Annotated in this window: 30 protein-coding genes, 1 tRNA gene and 3 pseudogenes; 25 read left to right on the top strand and 9 right to left on the bottom strand. The window is 48.4% G+C overall.

All coding sequences use genetic code 11. From position 1 onward, the window contains the following. Positions 1-2: 2 nt before the first annotated feature. Positions 3-824, top strand: a pseudogene (locus MKQ70_RS06370) (AraC family ligand binding domain-containing protein); the annotation flags it as partial. Positions 825-904: 80 nt separating this feature from the next. Here the strand turns inward: MKQ70_RS06370 and prfH are convergent. The 4 genes from prfH to MKQ70_RS06350 form a co-directional block, all read right to left on the bottom strand. Continuing rightward, entirely contained in the window at positions 905-1522 is a 618-nt protein-coding gene (prfH, locus tag MKQ70_RS06365; protein WP_248069314.1) for a peptide chain release factor H, read from the bottom strand. Then, the gene (locus MKQ70_RS06360) at positions 1519-2286 is read right to left on the bottom strand and encodes a hypothetical protein (RefSeq protein WP_248069312.1); all 768 of its coding nucleotides are present in this window, start codon (positions 2284-2286) and stop codon (positions 1519-1521) included. The genes prfH and MKQ70_RS06360 overlap by 4 nt, the downstream gene beginning before the upstream one ends. A 217-nt stretch (positions 2287-2503) precedes the next feature. After that, entirely contained in the window at positions 2504-3004 is a 501-nt protein-coding gene (locus MKQ70_RS06355; RefSeq protein WP_248069311.1) for a hypothetical protein, read from the bottom strand. Between the two features lie 124 nt (positions 3005-3128). Further along, complete coding sequence (locus tag MKQ70_RS06350; protein ID WP_248069309.1) at positions 3129-3824, bottom strand: hypothetical protein; 696 nt, start codon at positions 3822-3824, stop codon at positions 3129-3131. Positions 3825-4142: 318 nt separating this feature from the next. On the opposite strand from MKQ70_RS06350, the gene MKQ70_RS06345 reads away from it, so the two are divergent. The 6 genes and pseudogenes from MKQ70_RS06345 to MKQ70_RS06325 all read left to right on the top strand — a co-directional run bounded on the left by MKQ70_RS06345 (position 4143) and on the right by MKQ70_RS06325 (position 9781). Next, positions 4143-5222 (top strand): L-dopachrome tautomerase-related protein, encoded by a 1080-nt coding sequence (locus tag MKQ70_RS06345; protein ID WP_248069307.1) that lies wholly within the window; start codon positions 4143-4145, stop codon positions 5220-5222. A gap of 120 nt (positions 5223-5342) precedes the next feature. Beyond that, a pseudogene (locus MKQ70_RS06340) lies at positions 5343-6413 on the top strand (sensor histidine kinase); the annotation flags it as partial. Between the two features lie 16 nt (positions 6414-6429). Beyond that, positions 6430-6678 carry a LytR/AlgR family response regulator transcription factor gene (locus MKQ70_RS42025; RefSeq protein ID WP_372489937.1) on the top strand — a complete coding sequence of 83 codons (249 nt, stop codon included), beginning with the start codon at positions 6430-6432 and terminating at the stop codon, positions 6676-6678. Then, the gene (locus tag MKQ70_RS06335; RefSeq protein WP_248069304.1) at positions 6629-7162 is read left to right on the top strand and encodes a LytR/AlgR family response regulator transcription factor; all 534 of its coding nucleotides are present in this window, start codon (positions 6629-6631) and stop codon (positions 7160-7162) included. Before MKQ70_RS42025 ends, MKQ70_RS06335 begins: the two co-directional genes overlap by 50 nt. A 124-nt stretch (positions 7163-7286) precedes the next feature. Continuing rightward, complete coding sequence (locus MKQ70_RS06330) at positions 7287-7736, top strand: LytR/AlgR family response regulator transcription factor (RefSeq protein WP_248069302.1); 450 nt, start codon at positions 7287-7289, stop codon at positions 7734-7736. A gap of 1097 nt (positions 7737-8833) precedes the next feature. Beyond that, positions 8834-9781, top strand: a complete 948-nt coding sequence (locus MKQ70_RS06325) for a hypothetical protein (protein WP_248069300.1) — start codon at positions 8834-8836, stop codon at positions 9779-9781. A 53-nt stretch (positions 9782-9834) separates the two neighbouring features. Here MKQ70_RS06325 and purE read toward each other — a convergent pair whose 3' ends face one another. Genes purE through MKQ70_RS06310 form a run of 3 tightly spaced genes read right to left on the bottom strand, consistent with a single transcriptional unit; the run spans position 9835 to position 11452 of the window. Next, positions 9835-10329: a 5-(carboxyamino)imidazole ribonucleotide mutase gene (purE, locus tag MKQ70_RS06320; protein WP_248069298.1), complete on the bottom strand. Its 495-nt coding sequence runs from the start codon at positions 10327-10329 to the stop codon at positions 9835-9837. A gap of 5 nt (positions 10330-10334) precedes the next feature. Then, positions 10335-10994: an ATP-grasp domain-containing protein gene (locus tag MKQ70_RS06315; protein WP_248081101.1), complete on the bottom strand. Its 660-nt coding sequence runs from the start codon at positions 10992-10994 to the stop codon at positions 10335-10337. Continuing rightward, positions 10994-11452: a 5-(carboxyamino)imidazole ribonucleotide synthase gene (locus tag MKQ70_RS06310; RefSeq protein WP_248069297.1), complete on the bottom strand. Its 459-nt coding sequence runs from the start codon at positions 11450-11452 to the stop codon at positions 10994-10996. Before MKQ70_RS06310 ends, MKQ70_RS06315 begins: the two co-directional genes overlap by 1 nt. Before the next feature lie 232 nt (positions 11453-11684). Here MKQ70_RS06310 and MKQ70_RS06305 point away from each other — a divergent pair, with 232 nt between their 5' ends. The 14 genes and pseudogenes from MKQ70_RS06305 to MKQ70_RS06245 all read left to right on the top strand — a co-directional run bounded on the left by MKQ70_RS06305 (position 11685) and on the right by MKQ70_RS06245 (position 19884). Beyond that, positions 11685-12044 carry a hypothetical protein gene (locus MKQ70_RS06305; RefSeq protein ID WP_248069296.1) on the top strand — a complete coding sequence of 120 codons (360 nt, stop codon included), beginning with the start codon at positions 11685-11687 and terminating at the stop codon, positions 12042-12044. A gap of 52 nt (positions 12045-12096) precedes the next feature. Next, positions 12097-12408, top strand: coding sequence for a hypothetical protein (locus tag MKQ70_RS06300; protein WP_248069295.1), 312 nt, complete (start codon positions 12097-12099; stop codon positions 12406-12408). Between the two features lie 94 nt (positions 12409-12502). Next, complete coding sequence (locus tag MKQ70_RS06295) at positions 12503-12907, top strand: hypothetical protein (protein ID WP_248069294.1); 405 nt, start codon at positions 12503-12505, stop codon at positions 12905-12907. Continuing rightward, entirely contained in the window at positions 12904-13332 is a 429-nt protein-coding gene (locus tag MKQ70_RS06290; protein WP_308199423.1) for a GLPGLI family protein, read from the top strand. Before MKQ70_RS06295 ends, MKQ70_RS06290 begins: the two co-directional genes overlap by 4 nt. 6 nt (positions 13333-13338) lie before the next feature. Beyond that, a complete protein-coding gene (locus MKQ70_RS06285; protein ID WP_248069293.1) occupies positions 13339-13572 on the top strand; it encodes a carboxypeptidase-like regulatory domain-containing protein in 234 nt (77 codons plus the stop codon). A gap of 23 nt (positions 13573-13595) precedes the next feature. Next, positions 13596-15464, top strand: coding sequence for a hypothetical protein (locus tag MKQ70_RS06280; RefSeq protein ID WP_248069292.1), 1869 nt, complete (start codon positions 13596-13598; stop codon positions 15462-15464). Between the two features lie 2 nt (positions 15465-15466). Next, positions 15467-15934: a hypothetical protein gene (locus MKQ70_RS06275; RefSeq protein WP_248069290.1), complete on the top strand. Its 468-nt coding sequence runs from the start codon at positions 15467-15469 to the stop codon at positions 15932-15934. Between the two features lie 332 nt (positions 15935-16266). After that, a complete protein-coding gene (locus tag MKQ70_RS06270; protein ID WP_248069288.1) occupies positions 16267-17055 on the top strand; it encodes a sialidase family protein in 789 nt (262 codons plus the stop codon). After that, positions 17052-17486: a hypothetical protein gene (locus MKQ70_RS06265; protein ID WP_248069286.1), complete on the top strand. Its 435-nt coding sequence runs from the start codon at positions 17052-17054 to the stop codon at positions 17484-17486. Before MKQ70_RS06270 ends, MKQ70_RS06265 begins: the two co-directional genes overlap by 4 nt. Before the next feature lie 44 nt (positions 17487-17530). Then, complete coding sequence (locus MKQ70_RS06260) at positions 17531-17989, top strand: DOMON domain-containing protein (protein WP_248069285.1); 459 nt, start codon at positions 17531-17533, stop codon at positions 17987-17989. Positions 17990-18138: 149 nt separating this feature from the next. Next, on the top strand, positions 18139-18471 hold the full coding sequence (locus MKQ70_RS06255; RefSeq protein ID WP_248069284.1) for a cupin domain-containing protein: 333 nt from the start codon (positions 18139-18141) through the stop codon (positions 18469-18471). Positions 18472-18750: 279 nt separating this feature from the next. Next, positions 18751-18987 (top strand): annotated as a pseudogene (locus MKQ70_RS42020) (helix-turn-helix domain-containing protein); the annotation flags it as partial. A 67-nt stretch (positions 18988-19054) separates the two neighbouring features. After that, positions 19055-19276 (top strand): putative antibiotic biosynthesis monooxygenase, encoded by a 222-nt coding sequence (locus MKQ70_RS06250; RefSeq protein ID WP_248069283.1) that lies wholly within the window; start codon positions 19055-19057, stop codon positions 19274-19276. Between the two features lie 11 nt (positions 19277-19287). Continuing rightward, positions 19288-19884 (top strand): short chain dehydrogenase, encoded by a 597-nt coding sequence (locus MKQ70_RS06245; protein ID WP_248069282.1) that lies wholly within the window; start codon positions 19288-19290, stop codon positions 19882-19884. Between the two features lie 120 nt (positions 19885-20004). Here MKQ70_RS06245 and MKQ70_RS06240 read toward each other — a convergent pair. Continuing rightward, a tRNA-Pro gene (locus MKQ70_RS06240) sits at positions 20005-20078 on the bottom strand. A 121-nt stretch (positions 20079-20199) separates the two neighbouring features. After that, positions 20200-20811: a hypothetical protein gene (locus MKQ70_RS06235; protein WP_248069281.1), complete on the bottom strand. Its 612-nt coding sequence runs from the start codon at positions 20809-20811 to the stop codon at positions 20200-20202. Positions 20812-21095: 284 nt separating this feature from the next. On the opposite strand from MKQ70_RS06235, the gene MKQ70_RS06230 reads away from it, so the two are divergent. The 4 genes from MKQ70_RS06230 (at position 21096) to MKQ70_RS06215 (ending at position 23900) form a co-directional block, all read left to right on the top strand. Then, the gene (locus MKQ70_RS06230; protein ID WP_248069280.1) at positions 21096-22073 is read left to right on the top strand and encodes a helix-turn-helix transcriptional regulator; all 978 of its coding nucleotides are present in this window, start codon (positions 21096-21098) and stop codon (positions 22071-22073) included. 156 nt (positions 22074-22229) lie between these two features. Next, entirely contained in the window at positions 22230-22955 is a 726-nt protein-coding gene (locus tag MKQ70_RS06225; RefSeq protein WP_248069279.1) for an amidohydrolase family protein, read from the top strand. Between the two features lie 167 nt (positions 22956-23122). Continuing rightward, positions 23123-23494, top strand: coding sequence for a hypothetical protein (locus MKQ70_RS06220; protein WP_308198947.1), 372 nt, complete (start codon positions 23123-23125; stop codon positions 23492-23494). 7 nt (positions 23495-23501) lie between these two features. Beyond that, a complete protein-coding gene (locus MKQ70_RS06215) occupies positions 23502-23900 on the top strand; it encodes a DUF4199 family protein (protein WP_248069277.1) in 399 nt (132 codons plus the stop codon). Positions 23901-23904: the final 4 nt, after the last annotated feature.

Here is a 23904-nt window from a genome sequence, read left to right as displayed (position 1 = left end):
CAATGGCCAATTTGATATATTCGATTTACTTTTTGACAAACATGACCAATTATTATAAATACCTGCCGGTTAGCGCCGAAGATAAAAAGTGGGGACTGTACGTGCTGAATGCGGGCTGCAACCACGTGGAGCCGCAGAAGACTTACCCTACAGGCGGCCATCCTCCGCCCTATTCCTTTAAATGGGAGAACGGCCGCGTGCTGCAGGAGTTTCAATTGATCTATATCTCGAAAGGAAAAGGCATTTTCGAATCGGCCAGTTGTCCGCCTACAGCAGTGAGCGCCGGAACCGTATTCCTTCTTTTCCCGTTTGAATGGCACCGTTACCGCCCCGATACCGATACCGGCTGGGACGAGTGGTGGACCGGCTGCAAAGGCCCTGTGCTCGACAATCTCCTGCGCCGGCAATTCTTCTCGCCGAAACAACCTTTGCTGCACATCGGTTACCGCGAAGAACTCACGCAGATCTTCCAGCAGATCATTGAACAAAGCCGGGAAGAAAAGCCCGGCTATCAACCCTTGATCGCAGGCGCCGTATTACATCTTTTCGGCTGGATACACGCGCTCGGCCGCCAGGGCGAATCGCCCGCAGACGATGGCCTGGTGGCCAAAGCGCGCTTATATATCCGCACCCACCTGGCGGAAGATATTTCTTTTGAAGCATTAAGCGCCGAATTGCAGGTGAGCTATTCGAGTTTCCGGAAAGTATTTAAACAACAAACCGGCATGCCACCGCATCAGTACCTGCTCGACCTGCGAATGGAAAAAGCCCGGTCATTACTCGCCGCGGGCGACTTGCCGGTAAAGGCGATCGCGGTGGAAGCCGGCTTTGAATCCGCCTTTTACTTCTCTAAAATCTTCCGTAAAAAATGGGCATTACGCCCATGGAATATCGAAAACAGACCTCACAACAATGACGCTTTAATCGTTTTCACCGCGTTGCCGCGTTCGAGCTCGTTATGCTCCTGCCATTGGTCCTGTTGCTGCGCCAATAACTGCCCAGTGCGCCAGGCCGTCACCTTGGCTTTCAGGCGATCAAGACACAACTTCTTATTCTGCCATTGCGAACGGCCGTCCATCGCCAGCACCTGTATGCCGGAAGGTTTGTGCGTACCACGCACGGCAGTTTCCACCTTATTGACGTGTTGTCCGCCCGGCCCGGAGGCCCTGCAGGTTTCGAATGCCACGTCTTTTTCATTCCAGTTCATGAGTTGCTGCACATCAAAAGCAGCTACCCCTACAAACCAGTTTTTACGCTTATGCATCGGGCGGTAGGGACTTTGCGCTACCCACTGGATGGTGCCTTCCCACTCGCTGACGAATGCTTTTAATTCATCGCCTTCCGCCATTAATGTAGCGGATAACAATGTTCCTTTATGATCGCCGGGTGTGCTGTCGAGCACGGCGATGCTGATATCCGCTTTGCGGGCGGATTTGATGATCAGCTCCTGTACTTTGGCTACTACCCTGCTGCATTCAACGGGGCCGCGGCCGGAGCTGATTTGTATGATTAACTTGTTCATGGTTGTTCGATTTGTTCGGCCGCTGCTAATGCAAGCTTTTGCGGCATTGTTTTTTTATGAAAGGGGTAACGATCGGGGTAAATTTCCTCCCGGCTCCACCAGTGATAGCCACCGCCAAGAAGCCGGCAATAGCGTCCGCGCGCGGGACCGGCTATTCCGATCTTATCGCCCAGCTCCTTAATGCGCGCTGCCAGCACACTATCATGCGCTTTTACGTGCGTGATGATATTCGGTACGATCTTCAATTCAAAAGCCTGATCATCTTTGAGGATGTATACGATCGATTCGCCCTGCCATACGTTTCCGCGCCAACGCCGTGGAATGGGTCGGAACAGGGCCTTTTCTGCGGAAGTAAGCGGACAATCGGGGCTATTAAACTCCCGCTCCGTAAAACTGCGCAACGCCTGTGGATGATGATGCAGTCGCTTGCGTTTCCTCCACTTTTTTCCACTATACGTATAAAAGTGATGGGGCTGCCGACACCATTGTACCGTGTTGATCTTCGTGAGCAGTGTGCTGTAAAACAAGCCATCGTAACTACGCAGGATATCTTCCCGCACTACAAAAGTGCGATTGTAGCCATGTTGTTTAGGTACATCCAGCGGCACCAGCGGCAGATAACGACGCTCCGAATACAGCGCGTCGAGCTCTCTTCCCATGCGCAGCAGTTCCTTGTCTGCGTGCCATCGGCGGGCTCTTTCGCGCCTCCTGGCGCTACGGGTAAGGCAATAGTCGTCCTCAAACAGCGTTGTATCTGTTTGCATAATAAAGTCCTGTTCAGGTAATTAAAAATTACGCTGCACAAAGACAGACCATTGCCATTACGGCAAACGAATTCATTTTTCTTTTGGAAAAGAGAAGTAATAGCCTGCTTTGCAGCGCTAATAATGTTGTGATATGTGGGTATGTTGCATCATGGGTATTGTGTATTTAAGGGTTACACAATCAAATTTTAGCGACACAAAAGTAGATTGAATTTTCTTAGCATCCAAATTCGTGACGTGCGTCGGCTATAATTTGTTGTAATTGTTTGTGTTTAAAAGGATAGCGGTTGCGCCGTTGTTGCGGGCGATTCTTTTTCTTGTTTATGAATGGTGTTACAAAGTGTTGTCGTTTATAATGTTCGATGGCCGCAAGCTGTTGGGTCAGGCCTTTACCGGATTTTCGGGGATAACCTGCGTCAAACTCTTTGTTATCGCTGTACTCCTCCGTGTTGAAATTCTTAAGTACTTGTTCATAACCATATCCCCACCAGGTCCCTTTTGTATCCGGATATAATATCCACGTCCGCTTCCACCCCTCCTGCCGCGGCTTCGCCAACCGCCCCATCGGCAACTCCTTTCGCAGCCGTGCTATTTTAATCGGCTCTTTTCTTAGTTTGATTATTTTCTTTTCAAAATGCTTCTTTGCCGTACGTTTCCGTTGCCTTGCGGTCCTTACAGGGAAATAGCCTCCCCCAAACAGCAGGTGATCTGTTTGCATACAATCTTAATTATCTGGGTAATGGAAATAGATATCCGTCCGGTGAAAAATCACCGGAACAACTACAGTTATTTGAAAATATCAGACAACGGGTATGTGAAATAAGTATCTCATCGGATAGATATTATCGTCGCGATTCCGCGACTATTTTGTGTAGTTGTTTTTGTTTAAAAGGATAACGCTCCCGCCGCTCCGGCAACTGCGCATTCGCATAACCATCCTGCAACTTCAGCACCAGGTGACGCAGTGCATGATGATCAATAAAATGCTCCAGTTGTTCGTATTGCCGCTCCAGCGCCTCGTCACGGCGCCGTACATGGGTAACAATGTTGGGCATTATCCGCAGTTCATATCGCCATGTTTTCTTTAGAGCATAGCGCATACCGAAGCCCCAATTTGCATATGCAAAATGCCTGCGCTCGGCGGTGGTGAGACAAGCTGCATCTTCATTCCGGGGATGCGTGAACGTCCGCAAACGCTGCGAGGCATATTGCGCCATCTGCTTTACATTATGCACTGCAAAATCGCGGTTTTCACAGTATTGTACGGTGTTAATCTTCGCCAGCAATGCTTCCCAGAATGGCGCATGTTCACTTCGGGCTATGCTCGAACACAATACGAACGTCCGCTTCCAGCCATGTTGCCGCGGTTCGGGCAACTGCACCATCGGTTGCAGATCGCGTAGTCGCTCGAGCCGCCGCCGTTCTCTATGCAGATTGATCAATTGTTTTTCGAAGTCCTTTTTTACCGCGCGCTTCCTGCGCCTGGCGGTCCTTATTTTGCAATAGCCTCCCTCAAACGGGAAGTAATCCGCTCGCATATAGCCTTAATTATCTGAGTATGGAAATGAGGTATCCGTCCGGCGAAAAATCACCGGAACATAAGTAGGTTACGCCCTTGGGGGCGGTTTTAATCAGACTGATGGTATGTGAAATAAGAACCTCATCGGGGAGAATTGCGTAGCAAAACTAATGGTAATTTTCAAACAAGCTGGAAAATATTTCCCCGGAAACGGAGACGACTGTATATCAGTTTGTTACTACAGCACAGGGCTAACGCGTGGCGTGACAGGCGGCTATATAAATCCGTCATTCCGGTGGCGCGCGGTTTGATGTTGCATTCAGTTAAACACCGTGCAATGAAAACCCGACTTTTACTCGCATTCGCGGCTACCGCGATGCTATCTTCCTGTCATGACGACGACGTAGAAATTAACCGGCTTGAATTAGTGTATGAAGATTCCACCTACCAGCTAACGGGCGTTACCGTAGCGGCCGGCAAGATATTTACAAACTACCCCCGCTGGTCGGACACACATTTGTACGACATGGTGCAGGTCACAGGCGTTCATTCGTCATCCCCCTACCCGGACCAAACCTGGAACAGCTGGGCGCCCGGCCAGAACGGGGAAAATAAATGGGTTTGTGTGCAGGCGGTTTATAAAGACGACGAAGGTTTCCTGTGGGTCGTGGACCCGGCATCGCCAAAAATGCAGGGCGTAGTAGATGGCAGCCACAAATTGGTGAAGATAGATGCGGCCACCAATCAAATGTTGCGCACCTATTCGTTCGACAGCATCGCCAGTCCGAACGCATACCTCAATGATGTACAGGTAGATACGGAGCGCGACATGGCCTATCTCACCAATAGTAAAGAAGGCGGTATTATTGTACTGAACCTCACGACCGGACAGGCGCGCCAGGTATTGCAAAATCACTACTCTGTGATATCAGATCCGAATTATACGTTTAAAATTGATGGTAAAGTGCTGACCCGATTTGGGAAAGAAGTGAAGATGAACTCCGATGGTATCGCGCTTACGCCCAACCGTGACTGGCTGTATTACAAACCGCTGACGGACGACAAACTCTATCGTATCAAAACACAGTACCTGCGCGATGGCAGTTTAAGTGAAACCGAATTGGAAAGACATGTTGAAGACCTTGGGCGTTTTGCCGCCAGCGACGGGATGATCTTTGATCAAAAAGGCAATCTCTATTTATCGGATATGCAAAACTACAGCATCGTGCGCATCACCCCGCAACTGAGGAAACAAACGTTAATTAAAGACCGCAGGCTGAGCTGGCCGGATAGCTTTACGATTTCGGACGGCGGCTATTTGTACGTAAGCGTATCGCGGATACACGAGCAGCCGGAATACAACGAGGGCGAGGATAAACGTACAGGCCCCTACGCCATTTACCGGGTACGGCTCTAACAATTCAAATCGAAATAAAGCATTTAAAGCAGATGGAATGCCGGTTTAAACGACCGGCATTTTCATGTTTAGGCCATTCCCCTATTTTGCGGCCTGGTTAAACCAGCAGCAAATCCGGCAATGAGCAAACGTATTGGCAACGGCAGCACGGTCCCCTCTTCGTCCAGGCGCGCCTGGCGACAGGGCTTCACATGGGTGGAAGGAGCGATCTTCTTTTTACTCGTGCTGTCGATCAGCGGCCTGTACACGCTGCCGCAACTGCTCTCCGGGAACATGTCGCTCCGGAGCGTGCTGGAAATTCTGGTCGACTGCATCTTTATGTCGGTCGCCGCCCTGCCCGCCTGGTGGCTGCATTTCCGGCTGTTTGCTGGGGCAGTGCTGCGCTGGCGGATAGCATTGCATGTACTCACGGCAACGCTGTATTACGGCACCTGGTTGTTATGCTACGTGGTATACAACCCCATCGCCGGGCACGAGCCGCTCACTGCCTGGCGGGTGTTGTATAACGCGGGACCGAACGTCTTGTTTTACCTGCAACTGTTCAGTGTAATGCATCTTTATCACTTTTTTAAAGAGCGGGAAGCGCAGCTGAAGCGGGAGAAGGAATTATCGTCGCTCGCCTATCACAGCGAGATCAATGCATTAAAAGCACAGATACAACCACATTTTTTATTTAATACCCTCAACTCCATCAGCGCCAGTGTGCCGGCCGAACAGGAACGTACGCGGGAGCTGATTGCCCGGCTGGCAGATACTTTCAGGTATGCGTTGCACGTAAGCAGCCACGAATGGGTAACGCTGGCGGAGGAAGCAGACTTTATCCGCACCATCCTGGAGCTGGAGCATCATCGCTTCGGAAAACGGCTGTTGTATCATATTTCAACAGTGGACGGACTGGCCAACCTGGCAGTACCATCCATGTTACTGCAACCACTGGTCGAGAATGCCATAAGGCATGGGATTACAGATAGTGTGGAAGGTGGCGGCATACAGGTATCATTTGAGCGGCAGGGCGACCGGCTGAAGATCAGTGTGGCGGATACGGGACAGGGTTACGCAGGTGACCTGCAGGAGCTGTTACAGCGCGGTGGCGTGGGACTGAAAAACATCCGCCGGCGGCTGCAATTGTTGTTTAACGAAAACATCCACATAGAAAAAAATATGCCCAAAGGGCTGATCTTTTACTTTTTCATTCCAGTGCAATACCATGTCAATCAAAACCGTACTAATCATCGACGACGAAGAGGCCTCACGCTACCTGATCCGGGAGTACCTGTCGGCCCACCCGGAGCTGCAGATAGCGGAGGAGTGCGAGAATGGCCTGGAAGCAGTGAAAGCCATCAACACCCACAAACCCCACCTCGTATTTCTGGACGTGCAGATGCCCGGCCTTAACGGCTTCCGTATTGCAGGAAATTACCCACGTACCCCTGATCATATTCACTACCGCTTATGACCGCTTTGCGATCAAGGCATTCGAGCTGAACGCGGTGGATTACCTACTAAAACCTTATACCAGGCAACGCTTTGACCTGGCGGTAGAAAAAGTACGGTTACGCACGGACCAACACGCGTTATACGAACTGGCATCGAACCTGCCGATGCAGCAGGGGGCCTGGCCGGCAAGAATATTTGTAGAATTGCCCGGGCGCCTGCGCAGCCTCGATTTGCACCAGGTATTGTACCTCAAGGCCGAAAAAGAGTATACACGCATTTACACGGCGGGCGATTCCTATCTCAGTTCGCAGGGCATCAACGCGATGGAAAAACGCTCGGACCCGCGCCGGTTCATGCGTGTGCACCGGTCGTATATCGTAAACATCTACCACATTAAAGAAGTCTACCGCGAAATATCGCGCACGTTTATTTTATTACATGGCGGCATCGAAATCAGCGTGAGCCGTAATTATCTCCATCAACTTAAAAAACTGATTTATTGAGTATTTGGTAGACAAATATTGCAGTTCGTAGCCATTTCCCGCAGTTGGTAGGAAACTCCCCGTCGTTTGCCGACGCTGTTATAATTTCATGGATCATCCATCTAACAACACAACAGCGAATTATATGAAAATTCTTTGCAAGGACCATGAAATGGCAGCCGCGAGGCGGTTGATGGAACTCGTTTCCACTATCGACCCGAGGATCGAGATCGTACATGAAACCATGCCCCGCACCTATGCCCAACGCTTCCTCGCCCGTGCAGGCAGCAGGCTGTTTTCGGTGCCGGTGGAAGACATTGCTTATTTCTACATCCGGAACCGCCTGTGCTGCATCCGCACGATCCACAACACGGACCACTTTATCACGAAAAGCCTGGACGAAGTGGAGCAGGAAACCGACAACACCGTGTTTTTCCGCATCAACCGGCAGTTTATTGTGAACTACCGGCATATACAGCAGGTACAATCGTGGTTTAGCGGGAAGCTGAAAGTAAAGGTGAAACCAGAGATCCCCGAAGATATTATAGTGAGCCGGCTGAAAGCAGGCGAATTTAAAAAGTGGCTGGGCGAATAAGTACTGTTTTACATGTGCGGCCGGCGTTGTTGCTGGCCCCAAAAGGAGGGCTGCCGGAGACGGCGGCCTTTTTCAGTACTTCTTCCCTGCTGACATTTCAAAAGTAACACATCATGCCCCTCCAAAAATTCACCAATTGGTGGCAACGGGTTTCCGGGTTGGTGGCGACGGGTTTTCCGGGTGGTGAACTGCAAATAACAGCTCCCCCATCCTAAGAGGATCATAAGACCATCGTAACTGAATTGTAACTAACTGTAACTAACTTTAGCTGGTTTTACTGGGTTTCAGTAAGGTTTTAGTTACGATCCAGTTACGATCCTCTTAGGATCTGCCTGCCGGGCATAAAAAAACCGGAAGCGATCGCTTCCGGTTCCGGTGCTGTAGGAGTAGGAGTCGAACCTACACGAGGCAGTTAGCCGACGTACAATAACGTAATGGTTAGTGCTTATACGCTGGTTTATCCCGTAATCCTCACCCCCGAGACAAGAGGGCATGTCTGCCAGTTTCATCATCCCACAATGTGTGTCTCTTTCGATAATGCAAACATACAATTATTTGGCGTTTCATTCCAAATTTTTCAATGAAAATTATATTTATTTGAATAAATATCAATAAAGTTTGATTTTGATTGATATTTTAAAATAAGAAGTTGATTTAAACACCTTCTGTTGAATAACCTCGAAACCCTGCCGCGGTAAAAAGTCCGCCCGTCGTGAGCAGACTTTAACAGCTATTTAAACTCGTTGGATTCTTTAACCGGCGTTTGCGGAAGAAGTCGTCACCATTGTCGTTAAACTTTGGCTGGTGATGATATCCGGGCGTACTGTAAACCCATCAACATATGCCAGGAATTTAGCGAGGTCTTTTGCAGAATGAACGGCTGCATTTCCATTTTTTCCGGCAGCCGTATAACATTTTCGTAGGAAACGGGCAATACCGAAAAAGCCTATTTTAGATCTCGCAAAACCCACTACCATGAAGCTTCTCCAATTGCTCTTATACACAACACTGTTTGTGCAGGCTGTTCGCGCCCAGATCCAACATACCGCGACAGCACCGGCGACAGGCCCAAATTCATCAACCTTAAAACATATAGCATGAAAACACCGCAACTTGAAAAGGTGGCGGCGATAGAAATCATGTCGGTACAATGGGATACCGCACGGCTAGGGTTTGTGCAGGTAGGCATGATGAATAAACGAATTGAGGCCGTTCCGGCATTGCCGCACGGTATTTACCTGCAACAATACATTCAACAGGAATATGGCGGTAAACTGACAGCTTCGGGCGTACACCTGCTGCTCGCCGTAAAGGACATACGCATCAACGAACGCACGTTCCAGATGAGCGAAAAAGCCTTCTGCCGTGTTAAAGCAGATGCCTACATCTCAGCGAACGGCCAGGAGTACGCTTTCGTGCAGGCATTTGACACGGTATTGCTGCGCGGCGGCATGGATGTTACCGGTAAACATGATGAGAATATTGCTAAAGCCGTCAATCTGCTGATCAGCAGCTCACTTAGCAAAGGTGTAGCGTTATTAAATACGCAGCCAGCATTGCAGCCCAAAGCCGACATTAAGAAGGCGCAGCTGGCGGCACGGGAGCTGCCCATCCTCCGGGATGCAGCCTATGTGGATGGTGTGTATGCCAACTTCGAAGAGTTCAAAGCGAACAACCCTTCTATCACGGCATTTAAAGTGGAAAATATAAAAAGAAGAATAAAAACATTCAGAGATGATGCAGCTAAAACGCCCATCGAACATCCCTGGGGCTTTTGCCTGAAAGGCGAATTATACCGCTGCACGGATGATGTAGTGTTTCCGATTGAAAAGAGTGGCCACGGATTTGTGATATCGAATTACCTGCAACAGGCGCGCCGCCGTAACCAGGCCATGCTGTGGAGCGCAGTAGGTGGAGGATTAATCGGCGGGGCGGTAGCACAGAACGCCATGCAGGCGCATATGGTCACGACGATCCCTTACATTACGCGTCAGCAGCCGGAAGCCACGGCGCTGGATATGGAGACGGGGGAATTAACGCTGTAACGAAAAAGCCCTGCAATGTTAAACACTGCAGGGCTTTTCACCTTTATTATCTTTTAGAATTGCTCTAACGTCTCATTCATCTTCGTCACCTTGTCATTGTTTTCTTTCTTCATCTGCGCCAGCTGCGCCCTGAGTTCCGCATTGTGCGTAGCCGGGATCTGCACCGCCAGTAAACCCGCGTTCTTTGCGCCGTTTACACCAACAGTGGCTACCGGAATATCGCCGGGCATTTGTACGATAGAGAGCAGGGAATCCCAGCCGTCCAGCGAGTTACTGGATTTAATAGGTACACCCACTACAGGCAACGTGGTAATAGCAGCCACCATACCGGGAAGGTGAGCAGCGCCACCCGCACCTGCAATAATGATTTTCAGTCCACGCCCTTCAGCGCTGGCTGCATAATCGAACATTCTTTGGGGGCTGCGGTGGGCAGACACTACGCTAAATTCATAGCCAATGTCGAACTTCTTTAACACCTCTATTGCCTGACGCATAATAGGCGCATCAGAACTACTGCCCATGATTATGCCTACTTCTACCTGTTTCATATCTATTAATTTAAAATTTTCCGAATTGTTTCAGCCTTTGCGAGCACGCTTTCCATATTGGTATCTGTTACAGTGATATGGCCCATTTTACGTCCCGGCTTACCGCCCTGTTTGCCATACCAGTGAAGATGTGCGCCCGGTACGTTCAATACCTGCTGCAATTTGCCGGTACGGTCAGCAGCCAGTGCCTCGGTTTCCGTGATATTCAACATTAAAGAAGGACTATGCAACGCAGTATCGCCCAGCGGCATGCCGAGAATAGCGCGGAGCAGTTGTTCATATTGTGAAGTGATGCTCGCTTCAATCGTATGGTGACCACTATTATGCGGGCGTGGCGCCATTTCATTTACCAGCAGCTGATTATCGTTCGTAACAAACATTTCCACCGCAAGAATACCAACGAGACCGATGGCATCTGCAATCTTTTCGGCCATAGCATTGGCTTCCTTCAGTATGCCAGTCTCCAGCTGCGCCGGCGCCTCCCGGAAGTCGAGCACAAACTTTTCTTCCGAAAATATCATCTTTACCGCATCATAACACTTAATGGCGCCATGCTCGTTTCTTGCTACAATAACGGCTATTTCATGCTTAATATTCACCAGCTCTTCCAGTACGCAGGGCGCTTCAAAGGCCTTGTCGATATCGGCGACTGTTCTTACCATCATCACGCCATAGCCATCGTAGCCATCGCGCCTTTTTTCAGGCAGCCGGGTAACTTATCTTCAAATTTGTGCAGATCAGCCCTGCCTTCTACCGCGACGCCCGGGACTACCGGTATGTTATGCGACTGCAGAAATTGCTTCTGCGTAAACTTGTCCTGGATAATCTTGATTGTATCTGGTGTTGGAAAAACCTTCACGCCTTGCTGTTGGAGTTCCCTTAAAGCATCAATGTTTACGGCCTCCATTTCTATCGTGATCACATCCGTGCCTTTACCAAAGGCTAAAACATCATCATAAGATGTAGGAGAACCCAGGAAAAAGGAGGAAGTGTTGCGTGCACAAGGCGCGTTTTCGTCTTTATCCAAAACCGAAATGCTGAGGCCAAGATCTATGCTGTGCCTTAAAAGCATTCCACCTAATTGACCGCCACCTAATATACCTATCTTCAAATTTTCTAACATAACCTTTTGTTGGGAGGCAAAGGTATAAAACTATTGCCATGATGGCTACACTATTCTATAAGTCCCTGTATATCTGGCAGATACATCTTCAAATACCGTTACCCAAATCCTGCCTCCGACAGGGTAGTTTCCAAATGGTAACTACCTTTATGTCTCACTAGTGAGAATTAAATTTTGTGTTTTCAGCCCACACTTTTAAATTTGTTCTGAATAGAGAGATGACCATGCTCCTATGTTCGGGACCATATATCGCTTAACTACCAAAAAGGGAAATCATGAAAAATTATCTATCGCATTGGCCTTCCTGGCGATCGGCTTCAGCGCGTCCGCAAAGGATGTAAACGCTAAAAAATCCGCGCCTTCAGTAACAAAAGTAGCCGTAACCACCACTTCAGAAAACAACAAGACCGTTGACACCAAAGCTGGAAAAGGACTTTTCCGCCGCTATCAGATGTCTTTCGTATTCTATGATGGCTGTGGTACAAAAATGACCGTATGGGTATCCGGCGGCCATAACAAAACACCCGGTGATCTGTTCGGAACCGCTTATGCTTACGCAGAAAGCCAACTGGGTTCAAACGGTTGCTTCTAGTAAGTAAACCCGCCAATTTCCACCTTTATTTTATCAAACAAAGAAAAGAAAGATGAAACGTCTGTCTATTGCATTGTTATGCTCATTCATGGCTATCGGCGCCTACGCTAATACCCCTGCTACTGCGAAAAAAGCAGCAGCAACGAAGGTATCGGCCGACACCAAAAACACGGTAAAAGTAATTGAAATGAAAGGAGATGAAAGCGCTTTCCGTCGCCAGATCGCCTTTACATTCCATGACAACTGTGGCGGCACGCTTACTGTGTATGTATCTGCCGGCAACTCCGTATCAACTGCATCCATGGCTACTACCGCGTACAACTACGCTTGTGGCTATGCAAACGCGGGTGGCGGTTGCTTCTAATTAATTGATGGCCTATATCACGAAAATGGTTTTTCTCTGTTTATATACCCCGGGACATTGTTCCGGGGTTCTTTACATCAACAATAACGACATTATGCTGCGCTATATAAAATTACTCGCCCCTGCATTATTGCTCTGCTCCCTTTGTTCATTTATCAGCAGGAATGAAATTTCGGGTGTTGCTATTTATCATTTGTCGCACATCCGCGACACCACCAATGCATGGCGGGTTTGGGAGGAAGATTTCCAGATGGCTTTTAATGACCGGAAGAGCGTGTACACCAGCTACACCAAACAGCTGCAGGATGCTGCTCACAAAGCGCAGATCGAAGCCGCTACAAAAGCCGGCAGCAATAATATCACCATGGGATTGCTCGTTCCTTCGACCGCGGAAAAGATATACACCTCGGCAGCCGATAAATCATTGTATATAAGCAAGCCTTTCAGTGATAATGATTATTTGATTACGGAAGCCCGGAAAAGACCGACTGGAAGATAGAAAAAGAAACCAAAACAATACTGGGTTATACGTGCCAGAAAGCTACCGGCAGCTGCAAAGGCAGACAATACACCGCATGGTTCACCACCGATATTCCGGTGAGCTTTGGTCCCTGGAAATTACAGGGCCTGCCTGGTTTAATTATGGAAGCCTCTGATGCGAGCCAGCGAATCAAAATCACCTGTACCAAAATAACGTTAGGCGCATCGCTGCCCGGCGATATTTCCCTGGAATTGCCCACCGACGCCACTGTTACCACCCATAAAGAATATGACCGCATGGAAAAAGCATACCGCGAAAGCCTGAATGCCGACGGAGCTAACGGCGGCGACGTGACCATCGACAAGGTGGATGTGAAAGGCGATACACAAGCGAAAGCCCGTAAAAAACCCGGTGTCAATTATCCGCTGGAATTAACGAACTAATACATTTTGTCTATCATACGCCTGCTTGTATTTATCTGCCTGTTGTGCTTCCCCACCCTGCTATTCGCACAAAATACCCTTTCGGGCGTTGTGAAAGACAGTGTGGGGCGGCCTGTTAATGGCGCATCGGTAACGATCATCGATAAGGATGGAGCAGGTATTACTTTTGAAAGAACCGATCAAAAGGGCGTTTTCAACTGTACGTATAGCGGCGGTAATGAACACCGGCCATTAAGGTAACGGCGCTGGGCTACCAGCCTGTTATGTTGCCGCTATCTTCCGGCCCCTATGTTATTACACTGAAAAATGCGGCGCAACAACTACAGGAAGTAGTCATCAAATCAAATAATAAAATATCGCTCGATAGCGATACGCTGAAGTATAATGTGAAGGCATTTGCCGATAAAAACGACCGTGTTATTGCCGATCTGATCGGCAGGTTGCCCGGCATACAGGTGGATGACAAGGGGGCGATCAGTTATAATGGCAAGCGCATCAATAATATTTATATTGATGGCGATAATCTGTTAGGCGGCAAATACCGGCTCGCCACCAACAACGTGCCCGTTGGCGCTGTTGAGCAGGTACAGGTGATTGAGCGCGACCAACCCATAAAAGCGCTTAACGGGTACGTAGTATCCAACAATGTATCGTTAAACCTTAAACTTACCGACAGCGCCCGCACGATGACGATCAACACCGGCGATGTGGGCCTGGGCAACAACGCTTATACCGCACAATTGAACAACCTTATCTTTCAAAAGCAGATAAAAAGCATCAACAACCTTAAAGTAAATAACATCGGCGAGAACCTGGAAAAAGAGCATGCGGATATCGGCGTATCCTCGAACGGCAACGAGCCCAATTTAATGACGCCCCGCCCCTACCTTTCCATGGAAAATGAAACACAGCCCGGCGTTGCGGAGAAATACTATTTAATGAATAACGATAACGCGGCGAACGTTAATACTTTATTCAAATTCAATGATGACTGGTCGTTACGCCTGAATGTGGCCACGCTTCAACTGAAGCGAAAGTACCGGCACAACAACCTGTACTCCTACTTTCTTCCCAATGCAGACACCATCAGTTATGATGAAATACAACGAAACGTTTTTCATCTTAACCAATGGCAGGTTCAATCACAGGTAGAGAAAAACAGCCAGTCGATGTACCTGATGTCGGCCACCAGGTTAGATATACCGAAATGGGACAGGCAGGGTAACATGGTACAGAACGGATCGGGGTTCAGGCAACAGCAGCCCACAGATTACACTTCGCTGAGCAATGAAACCAACCTGGTAAAGGCGGTAGGAACGAATAATATGTTTCAATACAACTCGGTGCTGCAATACAACAAGCTGAGCGAGCAGCTGGCAGTTGTTCCGGGCAAAGATCTGCTTGACCAGCAGGTGCAGACGAAAAGCATTTTCATCAATCAATCCGCTACTTATAAAACCCGGATCGATCAACTTATCCTTTCCGGTGCGCTGGGCATGTCTTACGAACAAAATCATCTTAAGACGGACCTGTACCAGACCGACAGCAACCATGTACTGAAGCACGCGGGCAGCCGGTTCTCGAACGATATTACATTTACGAACCTCCAGTTGTATGGTAAAGTATCGGCCATTTACCTGCTGAAGAAAGGCTCGGTTAGCCCGGAGGCTAATCCTACCCACAACGTTATTCAATATAAAGGAGAAGCGCATAAATCGTTCCTGCTTAATCCCGTAGCTGAGGTCCGGAACCACATTGGCAAATACGGCGAAGCGACGATCCGGTATGCGCAAAGGACGGAATTTGGACAGGTGAATGATATTTACCCGGGAACTATTCTCGTGAACTACCGGCAGTATAATTATAATAATACACCGCTGCCCAAAACAGATGTAACGTCGTTCAGTGCGCGGTATTCGTACAGGAAGCCTATTAAAATGCTTTTCTACGGATTGAATTTCACTTACGATAAAACCAGGCAGAACTTCATTACAGCGTACACTATTGATAGCGGTCTGACGAAATCTGTCGCCATTGATTTCAAAAACGATGCGGAGAAGTATGCGTTAACGGGGAATGTCTCCAAATACCTTTTTCCCTCGCTACCAATGTTTCCGCGCTTGGCAACCTGAGTTTGCAGAAAGGCTTTATCTACTACAATGAACAAATATCGCCGTTCCGCTCCTATAGCATGAGCGTGGCCGTTACCGCCAGGAAAAAACTGTTTGCTGACGGCACGTTCTCCGTGACCGGTGAAGCGGGACAATTCATCAATGAACAAACAGCGGTTTCCAACACTACCCGATTCCTAAAAGCCAAGGGCGAATGGCAGCATAACCTGACCGAAAAAGTGTTGTACGGCATCACTTATAATTACACGGCGTACCGGCAATCCACGCAACCTGCCATCATCAATGGTTTCCTGGATTTTAATATCAGGTACACGCCTGCAAAATGGAAGAGCTATTTTGAGTTGGTGGGCATCAACCTGCTGGACCAGGGCGTTTATAAACAGATCAACCTTACCCCGAATCAATTGTCTACATTCCAGTTGCCGCTGCGGGTGAGAACCCTCCTGCTGAAATACGCATTTACATTATAAAATAGCAGAATTCCCCTAACATCCAATTTTTTCATTCCTGTATTTCTTTGTAGTTTGAATCACCACGTTGTGAAGAGAACTGTGTTAACCAATTTGTACCTCACATTTTATTTCTCCGAATTGACATCCGCGTAACCCGCCCTCAATTCTCTTTATTTTTTATGCGATGCGTCCTTGAAACGGGGATGACTGACGTGTTTACACCTGGAAATCCCGTGCCTGTTAAAACCAGTTACAGGTGCGACATCTATAACATCAAAAAGAAAAAAAAATGAAGCTAAAAAATGATGCAATGAGCACCTTTGTTATGCTGGCAACGGCAGCTTTCCTGTTTGGAGCCTGTAAAAAGGTACTTCCCCGAAAGTACCGGCAACGATGAAAAACTATCGCTCCGCACGCTGGCCATCACCCCCATCCAGGACCTTAACCAGGGTGTATCCCCCATTAACTCCCATGCCACGTCTACTGCGCGGTCGTCCCTCAAAATGAACTTCAGGACCTATGTATCCATCGGCCAGACTTCACTTGGTGTTACGGCTCCCAACTATCCCCGCGTAAAGAAACTGGCTAACGGCAGTTACATGATGCTGTATCATAACAACCAGATAGGCGGCAGCGTACGTTATGCCACCAGTCCCGATGCAAAAACATGGACGTATCAAAACGAGCTTTTTAAAAGTTATGCTATTACCGACCAGGACGGACTGGCCAATGAGCGGCGGTTTTCAAACGGTGATGCACTGGTGCTTGCCAACGGAGACATTCTGGCAGTAGCCTCCTACCGGGCCAATTCCGGCTACCGGCAAAAGCCGCTCGATGCCGGTCTCGCTATACGTCGCAGCACCGACAACGGCGTTACATGGAGCACTGCGGCCCAGATTTACCAGGGCGTGAACTGGGAACCGTACCTGCTGCAGTTACCTTCCGGTGAAATCCAATGCTATTTCACGGATGCAGCCCGCACAGCCGTCATAGGAACAGATACCGGCACCGATATGGTCGTATCCAACGATAACGGCGTTACCTGGACGCCCAGCTTCGGCGCTGCCCCTTATTACGTGTTGCGCACCCAGTACACGTACAATGGCAACACTTTTTCAATAACCAGATGCCTTCGGTGATAAAACTTAACAACAGGAACGAGCTGGCTGCCGCGATGGAAGCCAACACGGGCAATAGTTATTACATATCCTTTGCTTACTCCGGAACAGATGGCGAATGGACCCACCTGAACGTAAACCAGGAAGGTCCGGCCGACCGCCACGACATGGCTTTCCCTGGTAGCGCGCCCTATATCAGGCAATTCCCTTCGGGAGAAACAGTGGTTTCCTACAACCGCTCGAATGGATTTCACCTGAAAATGGGCGATACCGCTGCTCATAACTTCGGCGATGATTACACCCCTTTCACCGGCGGATACTGGGGCTCACTGGAACTGGAGAACAGTCATCAGCTGATTGGCGTGTTTCCGAACCCTGGCAGCAGTGTGATAAAACTTGCGAAATTTATATTGAACCACCGCATCCGGCAAAAGCACAGACCATACAAGTAAACGGGAACAGTTCAGAATGGACTAACACCAATGAGGCGCTTTTCGTGGGTGAAAAATCCCAGGCGCAGGCTACGCTCAGGGCTGCTGCCAATAACGACAGCGTGTATTTCCTGATCGAGGTATTGGATGAAAAAATTGCGTCAGGAGACATTGCCACCCTACTGATTGCCCCTGTTACCACGAACAACCAACTAACCAATGGCGCAAGACGTTTCGTTGTTTCTCACAGCGGACTGGTATCTACCAATGGATATAATGGTGGCTGGGTTGCGGGAAATCCGCAGGCTAACATTAGGGCTACGTACCAGGGCACCATTGCGCAGGATAGCGATACAGATACTGGTTATGTAGTGGAGATGGCCATCGCCCGTTCTAAACTTACGATTGTATCGGGGAAGATACTTGTTAACTTCTCTATTACGGATACGGTGAGTGGGGAGGATGCGATATTTAGTACGACGTCGACGAATACGGCGAAGTGGATCGAGGTGTCGGGGCTGTAGATGGTGGTAGTGTATTGAAAACGCCCGTCAGATTTGGATCTGGCGGGCGTTTGGGTTTGTTGTCGGGATGACTGGATTCGAACCTGGGCCACGAAGTACCCGAAACCGCCCCGATATGATTATCTTACACCCGGAATAACGTAGTATACGTGAAGAAAGTCCCGATCAGACATATAGTTGAACCAGCTTTACGTGGCAACTTCAGCATACAGCAGATAGAAGCGCTGTTAGGTGAAAAAGATATGATACAACCACTGCACCGTCACAGCTTCTTCTTTATCCTGGTACTGAAAAAAGGAACAGGCGAACATCAAATAGACTTCACTCCTTACCCTGTTAGCGACACTTCTGTATTTTTATGCGGCCGGGACAAGTACACCAACTCACCCTGCGATCAGGCAGCACCGGCTACCTGCTCAAATTCAGTCCCGATTTCTACACTCCTCCCAATACTGCTGCCAGCGAGGTATTTCGAAGCGTAAGTAATAAACATTACTGTCCCGTTAAAACAGAAAGCTTCAATAAGCTATCCGTGATACTGCAAAGTATGTTGGATGAATACAATAACAAACAGGAACAATTTGAACACGTCATTCAATCACATCTCCACATCTTTTTCATTGAACTTTTGCGGCAAAGCCGGAATCCTAAACAGTCTGCCGGTAGCGGCAACGACCAACTCCGGAACGCCTGGAAATATTCACCGAACTGATTACCAACCACGTAATTGAGCACAAGCAGGTGGTTATTACGCCAACCAACTTCACCTCACCCCATATCAACTTAACGTTATCACCAAAGCCACGCTGGACAAAACCGCTTCGGAAGTAATAAACGATTATATTATACTGGAAGCCAAACGTCATCTCTTAGCTACTACGGAACAAATAAACCAAATAGCCTGGCACCTGGGCTACGAAGACGTTTCTTACTTCACCCGGTTCTTTAAAAAACGTACCGGCCAAACACCCGAAGCTTTCCGAAACAATTCAAGATAAGTCCTGTACAACTGCATTTTTGTCCTACCACTGAGCCGTGCACCGGCGATACCTTTGTATAAAAATTATGAGTACAAGGGATAAATTTATTACCACATTGAAAACATGGGTCGTTATCTACCCCTCTATCACCCTTTTTCTATATCTGTTTGGGGATCATCTGGCTACTTTGCCTTTATACCGGCGCACCTTCCTGCTCACTATTTTTCTCGTGCCCTGGATGGTATTTATAGGCATGCCATTAGTGCGCATCATTATTCGTCACCTCACCGCTAACAACAAATCTTAAAATACGTCAACATGAAAATAATCATCGTAGGAGCATCAGGCACCATGGGCAAACATCTAACCAACGCCTTCAGTAAAGACCATGAAATAGTACAGGTAAGCGCTAACAGCGGCGACATCCGTGCAGACATTACCTCCACCTCATCTATCAAGAACATGTACGAACAAGCCGGCGCTTTCGACGCACTCATATGCACCGCGGGCCCCACGTATGTTGGTCCGTGGAAAACCCTAACGGACAAAGAGTTCAGGAAAGGAATAGAAGGCAAAATGATGGGCCAGATCAACCTTGTGTTAATTGGCCAACATTATATTAATCCCAAAGGATCATTTACGTTGATAACCGGCGCCTTAACCAACGAACCACAACTACATTTTGCCAACGCCTCTGCTGCAAACGGAGCGGTAGAAGGTTTTGTCAGGGCAGCTGCTATTGAACTGGACAATGGTATACGAATTAATGCGGTAAGTCCGGGCGTTATTGAAGCCTCGCCGCAATACTTCCCCTATTTTCCCGGCGATGTACCAGTAAGTATGGAACACCTTGAGCAAGGCTTTCGTAAAAGTGTATTTGGTGCGGGGACGGGTCAGGTGATTGGGGTGAGATGAAAAAGTAGGATTGGAATAACCGTTCAATTGACATTTTGATACCAATTGGCTGGCTTCTAACAAAAAAGCCCGCAAAACTTGAGTTTTGCGGGCTTTGAGACTGTTACATCTCTTTGTTCGTCGGGACGACTAGATTCGAACTAGCGACCTCTTGCACCCCATGCAAGCGCGCTACCGGGCTGCGCTACGTCCCGAACAATTTGTTTACACGAATGTTTTCGTGACGGGATGCAAAGGTAACCATCTTTTTCATTTTTTAAAATCTTTTTCAGGATTTGAAAAAATTGATTGACATAAAAGAGGAACTAACAACAATCAACTCCGTTTTTTCAATTTCATAATCGTCGTACCGGTATGCACAGTGGTCACACCAGCAGTTCCCACTCTCAAATTTATGCCCTGCGTCAGCACCAATGTATCGCCTTTCCACTTATAATGGGAAACTCCCGGCAATGAGGGCGTTTCGCCACCACCAAATACCGGCGACTGCACCGAACCGCCGGCGAACACCGGGGAATCCGCTCCCTTTAATTTATAAGGCGATGTACTATTGGTCTCCGGCAGCGTAAACGTAAAAGGCATTTCGAATTCCTCGGTAACACCATCAATCGTACTTGTTGCCAACACAGTCGTGTCCACCGTATAAGCAAATCCCGTGTTCTTCAGCGTACCGCCGTCGAATGTCACGATGCCTTTGTTGTCTTTAGTGATATAATATGTTTTTACGGTCGACCGTACGGTTTCACCAAACTGTGTTTGCGTGGTGTTTGTTGTGACGATTACCGTCAGGTTTACGAAGTCGTACGACCCTTTAAGTTCCTTCCCGGAAGCAGCACCGGGGGTTACGCTATCTTCTTTGCCACAGGCAACAAAAATGGTAGAAAACGCGGCCAACAACAGGGCGGCGGGGTAAGTTCTGCTGAACATCTGCATTTATTTAGGTGTGGGATATGTCGCAAGTTATGTAATTGTGTCAAATAAACATAATATTAAAATTAAATGCATAGTTTACAATAATACTTAATACCTTTAATAGACCCACTGACATTGAGTTATAACCATGGATTGATTGAAGGGCGCTCATTTTAACATTTATTTTTTCCAAACGTATACCCCCGGGAATGCATATTTGTCGTTAATAATATAGGGAAAAGTTATCCGATCTCCATTTAGCCTACGTATAAAAATCCTTACTTCTTAAATGGTAAACGATGAACGTTTTACTTATTGAACGGGCTGATAATTTGACCGTACCTGCCGCTCAGGTACCGCAGTACCTCGTGAAACATCTTATACCCTACGCCCGCACCTACTTTTCCGGTGACGAACAGGGCGATTTGCTGGAGTTGAATATTAAAGCAGGGCCCTTCTCCTTCTGGATGCACTATATCAGCATGCGCGAACTGGCCACGATCAATCCTTTTTCCGCAAGTCACGTACTGGCATTGCACCATTGGTTCGGCGGTAATATTCCCGCGAAACTGCGCGAAAGCAACCCGATGATACTCGGTGATAATGAATGTAATCTCTTTAATATACTCCCGGAAGTACACGCAGCCTGGCCTGCGATCGACAGTTCACTGAGCATGCATGTAAATGTGGACCCGCTGAAAGTGAAGGAGTTGGCGTCCAAACACCCGGCATTTGGCCAACTGGCCCGGTTGCCGCTCGCCCAGCATAGCAGCATTGTAAACAGTCGTCCATATAAGATAGATGAAGTAAGACGAGAAACACTGAACCGCATTATATCCTGCAAGTATGTACACTCCGCGGCCTACTATTATTTCCGCCGCAACTTCCTGGACATGTACCTGCAATTCCTGAAACAGCTGCAAAATGAGCCGCTGCCGGAGCTGCCGCTGGACCAGCGTACACGCGACCGACTCTCGCTCCTGCGCATGTACATTGGCAATCATCCGGATGCGGATATCAACGTTGTGAACATGGCCGCCAAAACCCAGTTGAGCATAGAGACCATCGGACGCGGGTTTGAGCAGCTATATAATATTAGTTTTGACGATTATCTCCTCCAGATGCGGATGTACAAAGCATATGACCTGCTGATGCAGACCTCCGCCGGTAAATCCGAGGTGGCGCACCGCGTGGGATACAGCAGTTACATGGGTTTTATACGCGCCTTTATCAAATATTTCGGTTGTGATCCATTGTCCCTCCGCAGGGAACAATAATTTTAACAGTTCTCCAAGTTACCATTAAAGCACGGCCCCTGCTACGTCTACGGCAGGGGTTCGTTATTTCTGCCAGCCCCTGCCCCATTCATCTTTAGTACATTTATATTACATTTGCCCCGGATTGGTTGTAGACCATAAAGATTAAATTCTGCAATGTATATATTACTCAAAAACGTACGGATAGTTGCATCTTATTCCCCTTTTAACGGGCAGCAAAAGGACATTCTTATTTCCAATGGCGTTATTCAGAAAATAGGCGAAGATATTACCGCTCCCGATGGGGCACAGGTGATCGAAGCGGAAGACCTCCATGTGTCTGCCGGCTGGATGGACATATTTGCGAACTTTTGTGATCCGGGACAGGAGTATAAGGAAGATCTGCAAAGCGGCTCCCGCGCCGCGGCCGTGGGTGGTTTTACGACCGTAATGGTGGTGCCCAACACGCAACCGGCCGTCCAGACGAAACCTCAGGTGGAATATATCCTCAGCCAGACCCGCAACGGCCTGGTGGAAGTATTGCCGATCGGCGCCATCAGCAAAAATATAGAAGGCACTTCGCTCGCCGAAATGTATGAAATGCGTGAAACCGGCGCTGCCGCATTCTCCGACGGACTTAAACCGTTGCAATCCTCCGGTTTACTCCTGAAGGCCCTGCAATATGTGAAGGCTTTCAACGGCGTAATTATCCAGATACCCGACGATACCAGTATTTCAGGTCATGGCCTGATGCACGAAGGTATTCATTCCACCCGCCTGGGTATGCCCGGCAGGCCCGCGATCGGCGAGGAAATTATGATCCGCCGCGACCGGAACTGGCACGTTATACCGATTCACATATTCACTTCACCGCCATCAGCACTGCAAAATCGGTTGAACTGATTGCCGCAGCGAAGGCGGAAGGTGTAAAGGTAACCTGCTCTGTAACACCCTACCATCTTACATTTACTGATGCCGACCTGGCAGATTATAATACCAATCTAAAGGTAAATCCTCCCCTTCGCAGCGAAGAAGATGTAACCGCGCTAAAAGCCGCCGTTAAAAATGGCGTGATCGATTGCTTTGCTACCCATCATCTGCCGCAGGATTGGGATGCCAAGGAGGTAGAATTTGAATATGCAAAGAATGGCATGATTGGCCTGGAAACCTGCTTCGGCGCATTGTGCGCTGCGTTGCCCGATGTTCCTGTAGAACAGATCGTGGAAATGCTGGCAACAGGCGGCCGCAAGGTGTTTGGTCGTACGATACCCGCCATTGAAGAAGGTGTACCCGCACAATTAACCTTGTTTGCACCGGGCCGTGAATATACTTTCAGTGAAACGCACATCGGTTCCAAATCAAAAAATTCGGCTTATCTTGGCCGGCAGCTGAAAGGCATGGCTTTGGGTATCATCAATAATGGTAAAGTTTACTTAGGATAAAAGACGCATGAAGACGAAATCGCATTTAATATTTGGAGTGCCTGCGGCAATATTGGGGATGGCGGCTTTTGTGGCCGGCATTTACCTGGCGCAATCGCCTTCCGAGAGCTTTATGATGACCTGGGGCCCACGTATCCTGTTGCTGGCAGCCGTCGTAGGTTCCGTACTGGATTATCGTAAAAAGGCGGACAATGCTAATTTCAGCAACCTGTTCGCAAACGGCTTCCGGACCACTGCGGTAATCGCCGTACTGCTCGCCATTTTTGTTGGTGCGTACATCGCCTTCGGACCAGGCATCAAGGAAAAATTCATGGCGGAAGCTGCCGCCAGCGCTGCAAAAGAGGGATATCCGCAGGAAGTACTGAAAGATGCCCGGAAACGATGCGTAAAATGCTCGTCCCCATGACAAT

This window comes from Chitinophaga sedimenti, assembly GCF_023156195.1.
Classification (GTDB): domain Bacteria; phylum Bacteroidota; class Bacteroidia; order Chitinophagales; family Chitinophagaceae; genus Chitinophaga; species Chitinophaga sedimenti.
This window is presented reverse-complemented; position numbering and strand designations above follow the sequence as displayed.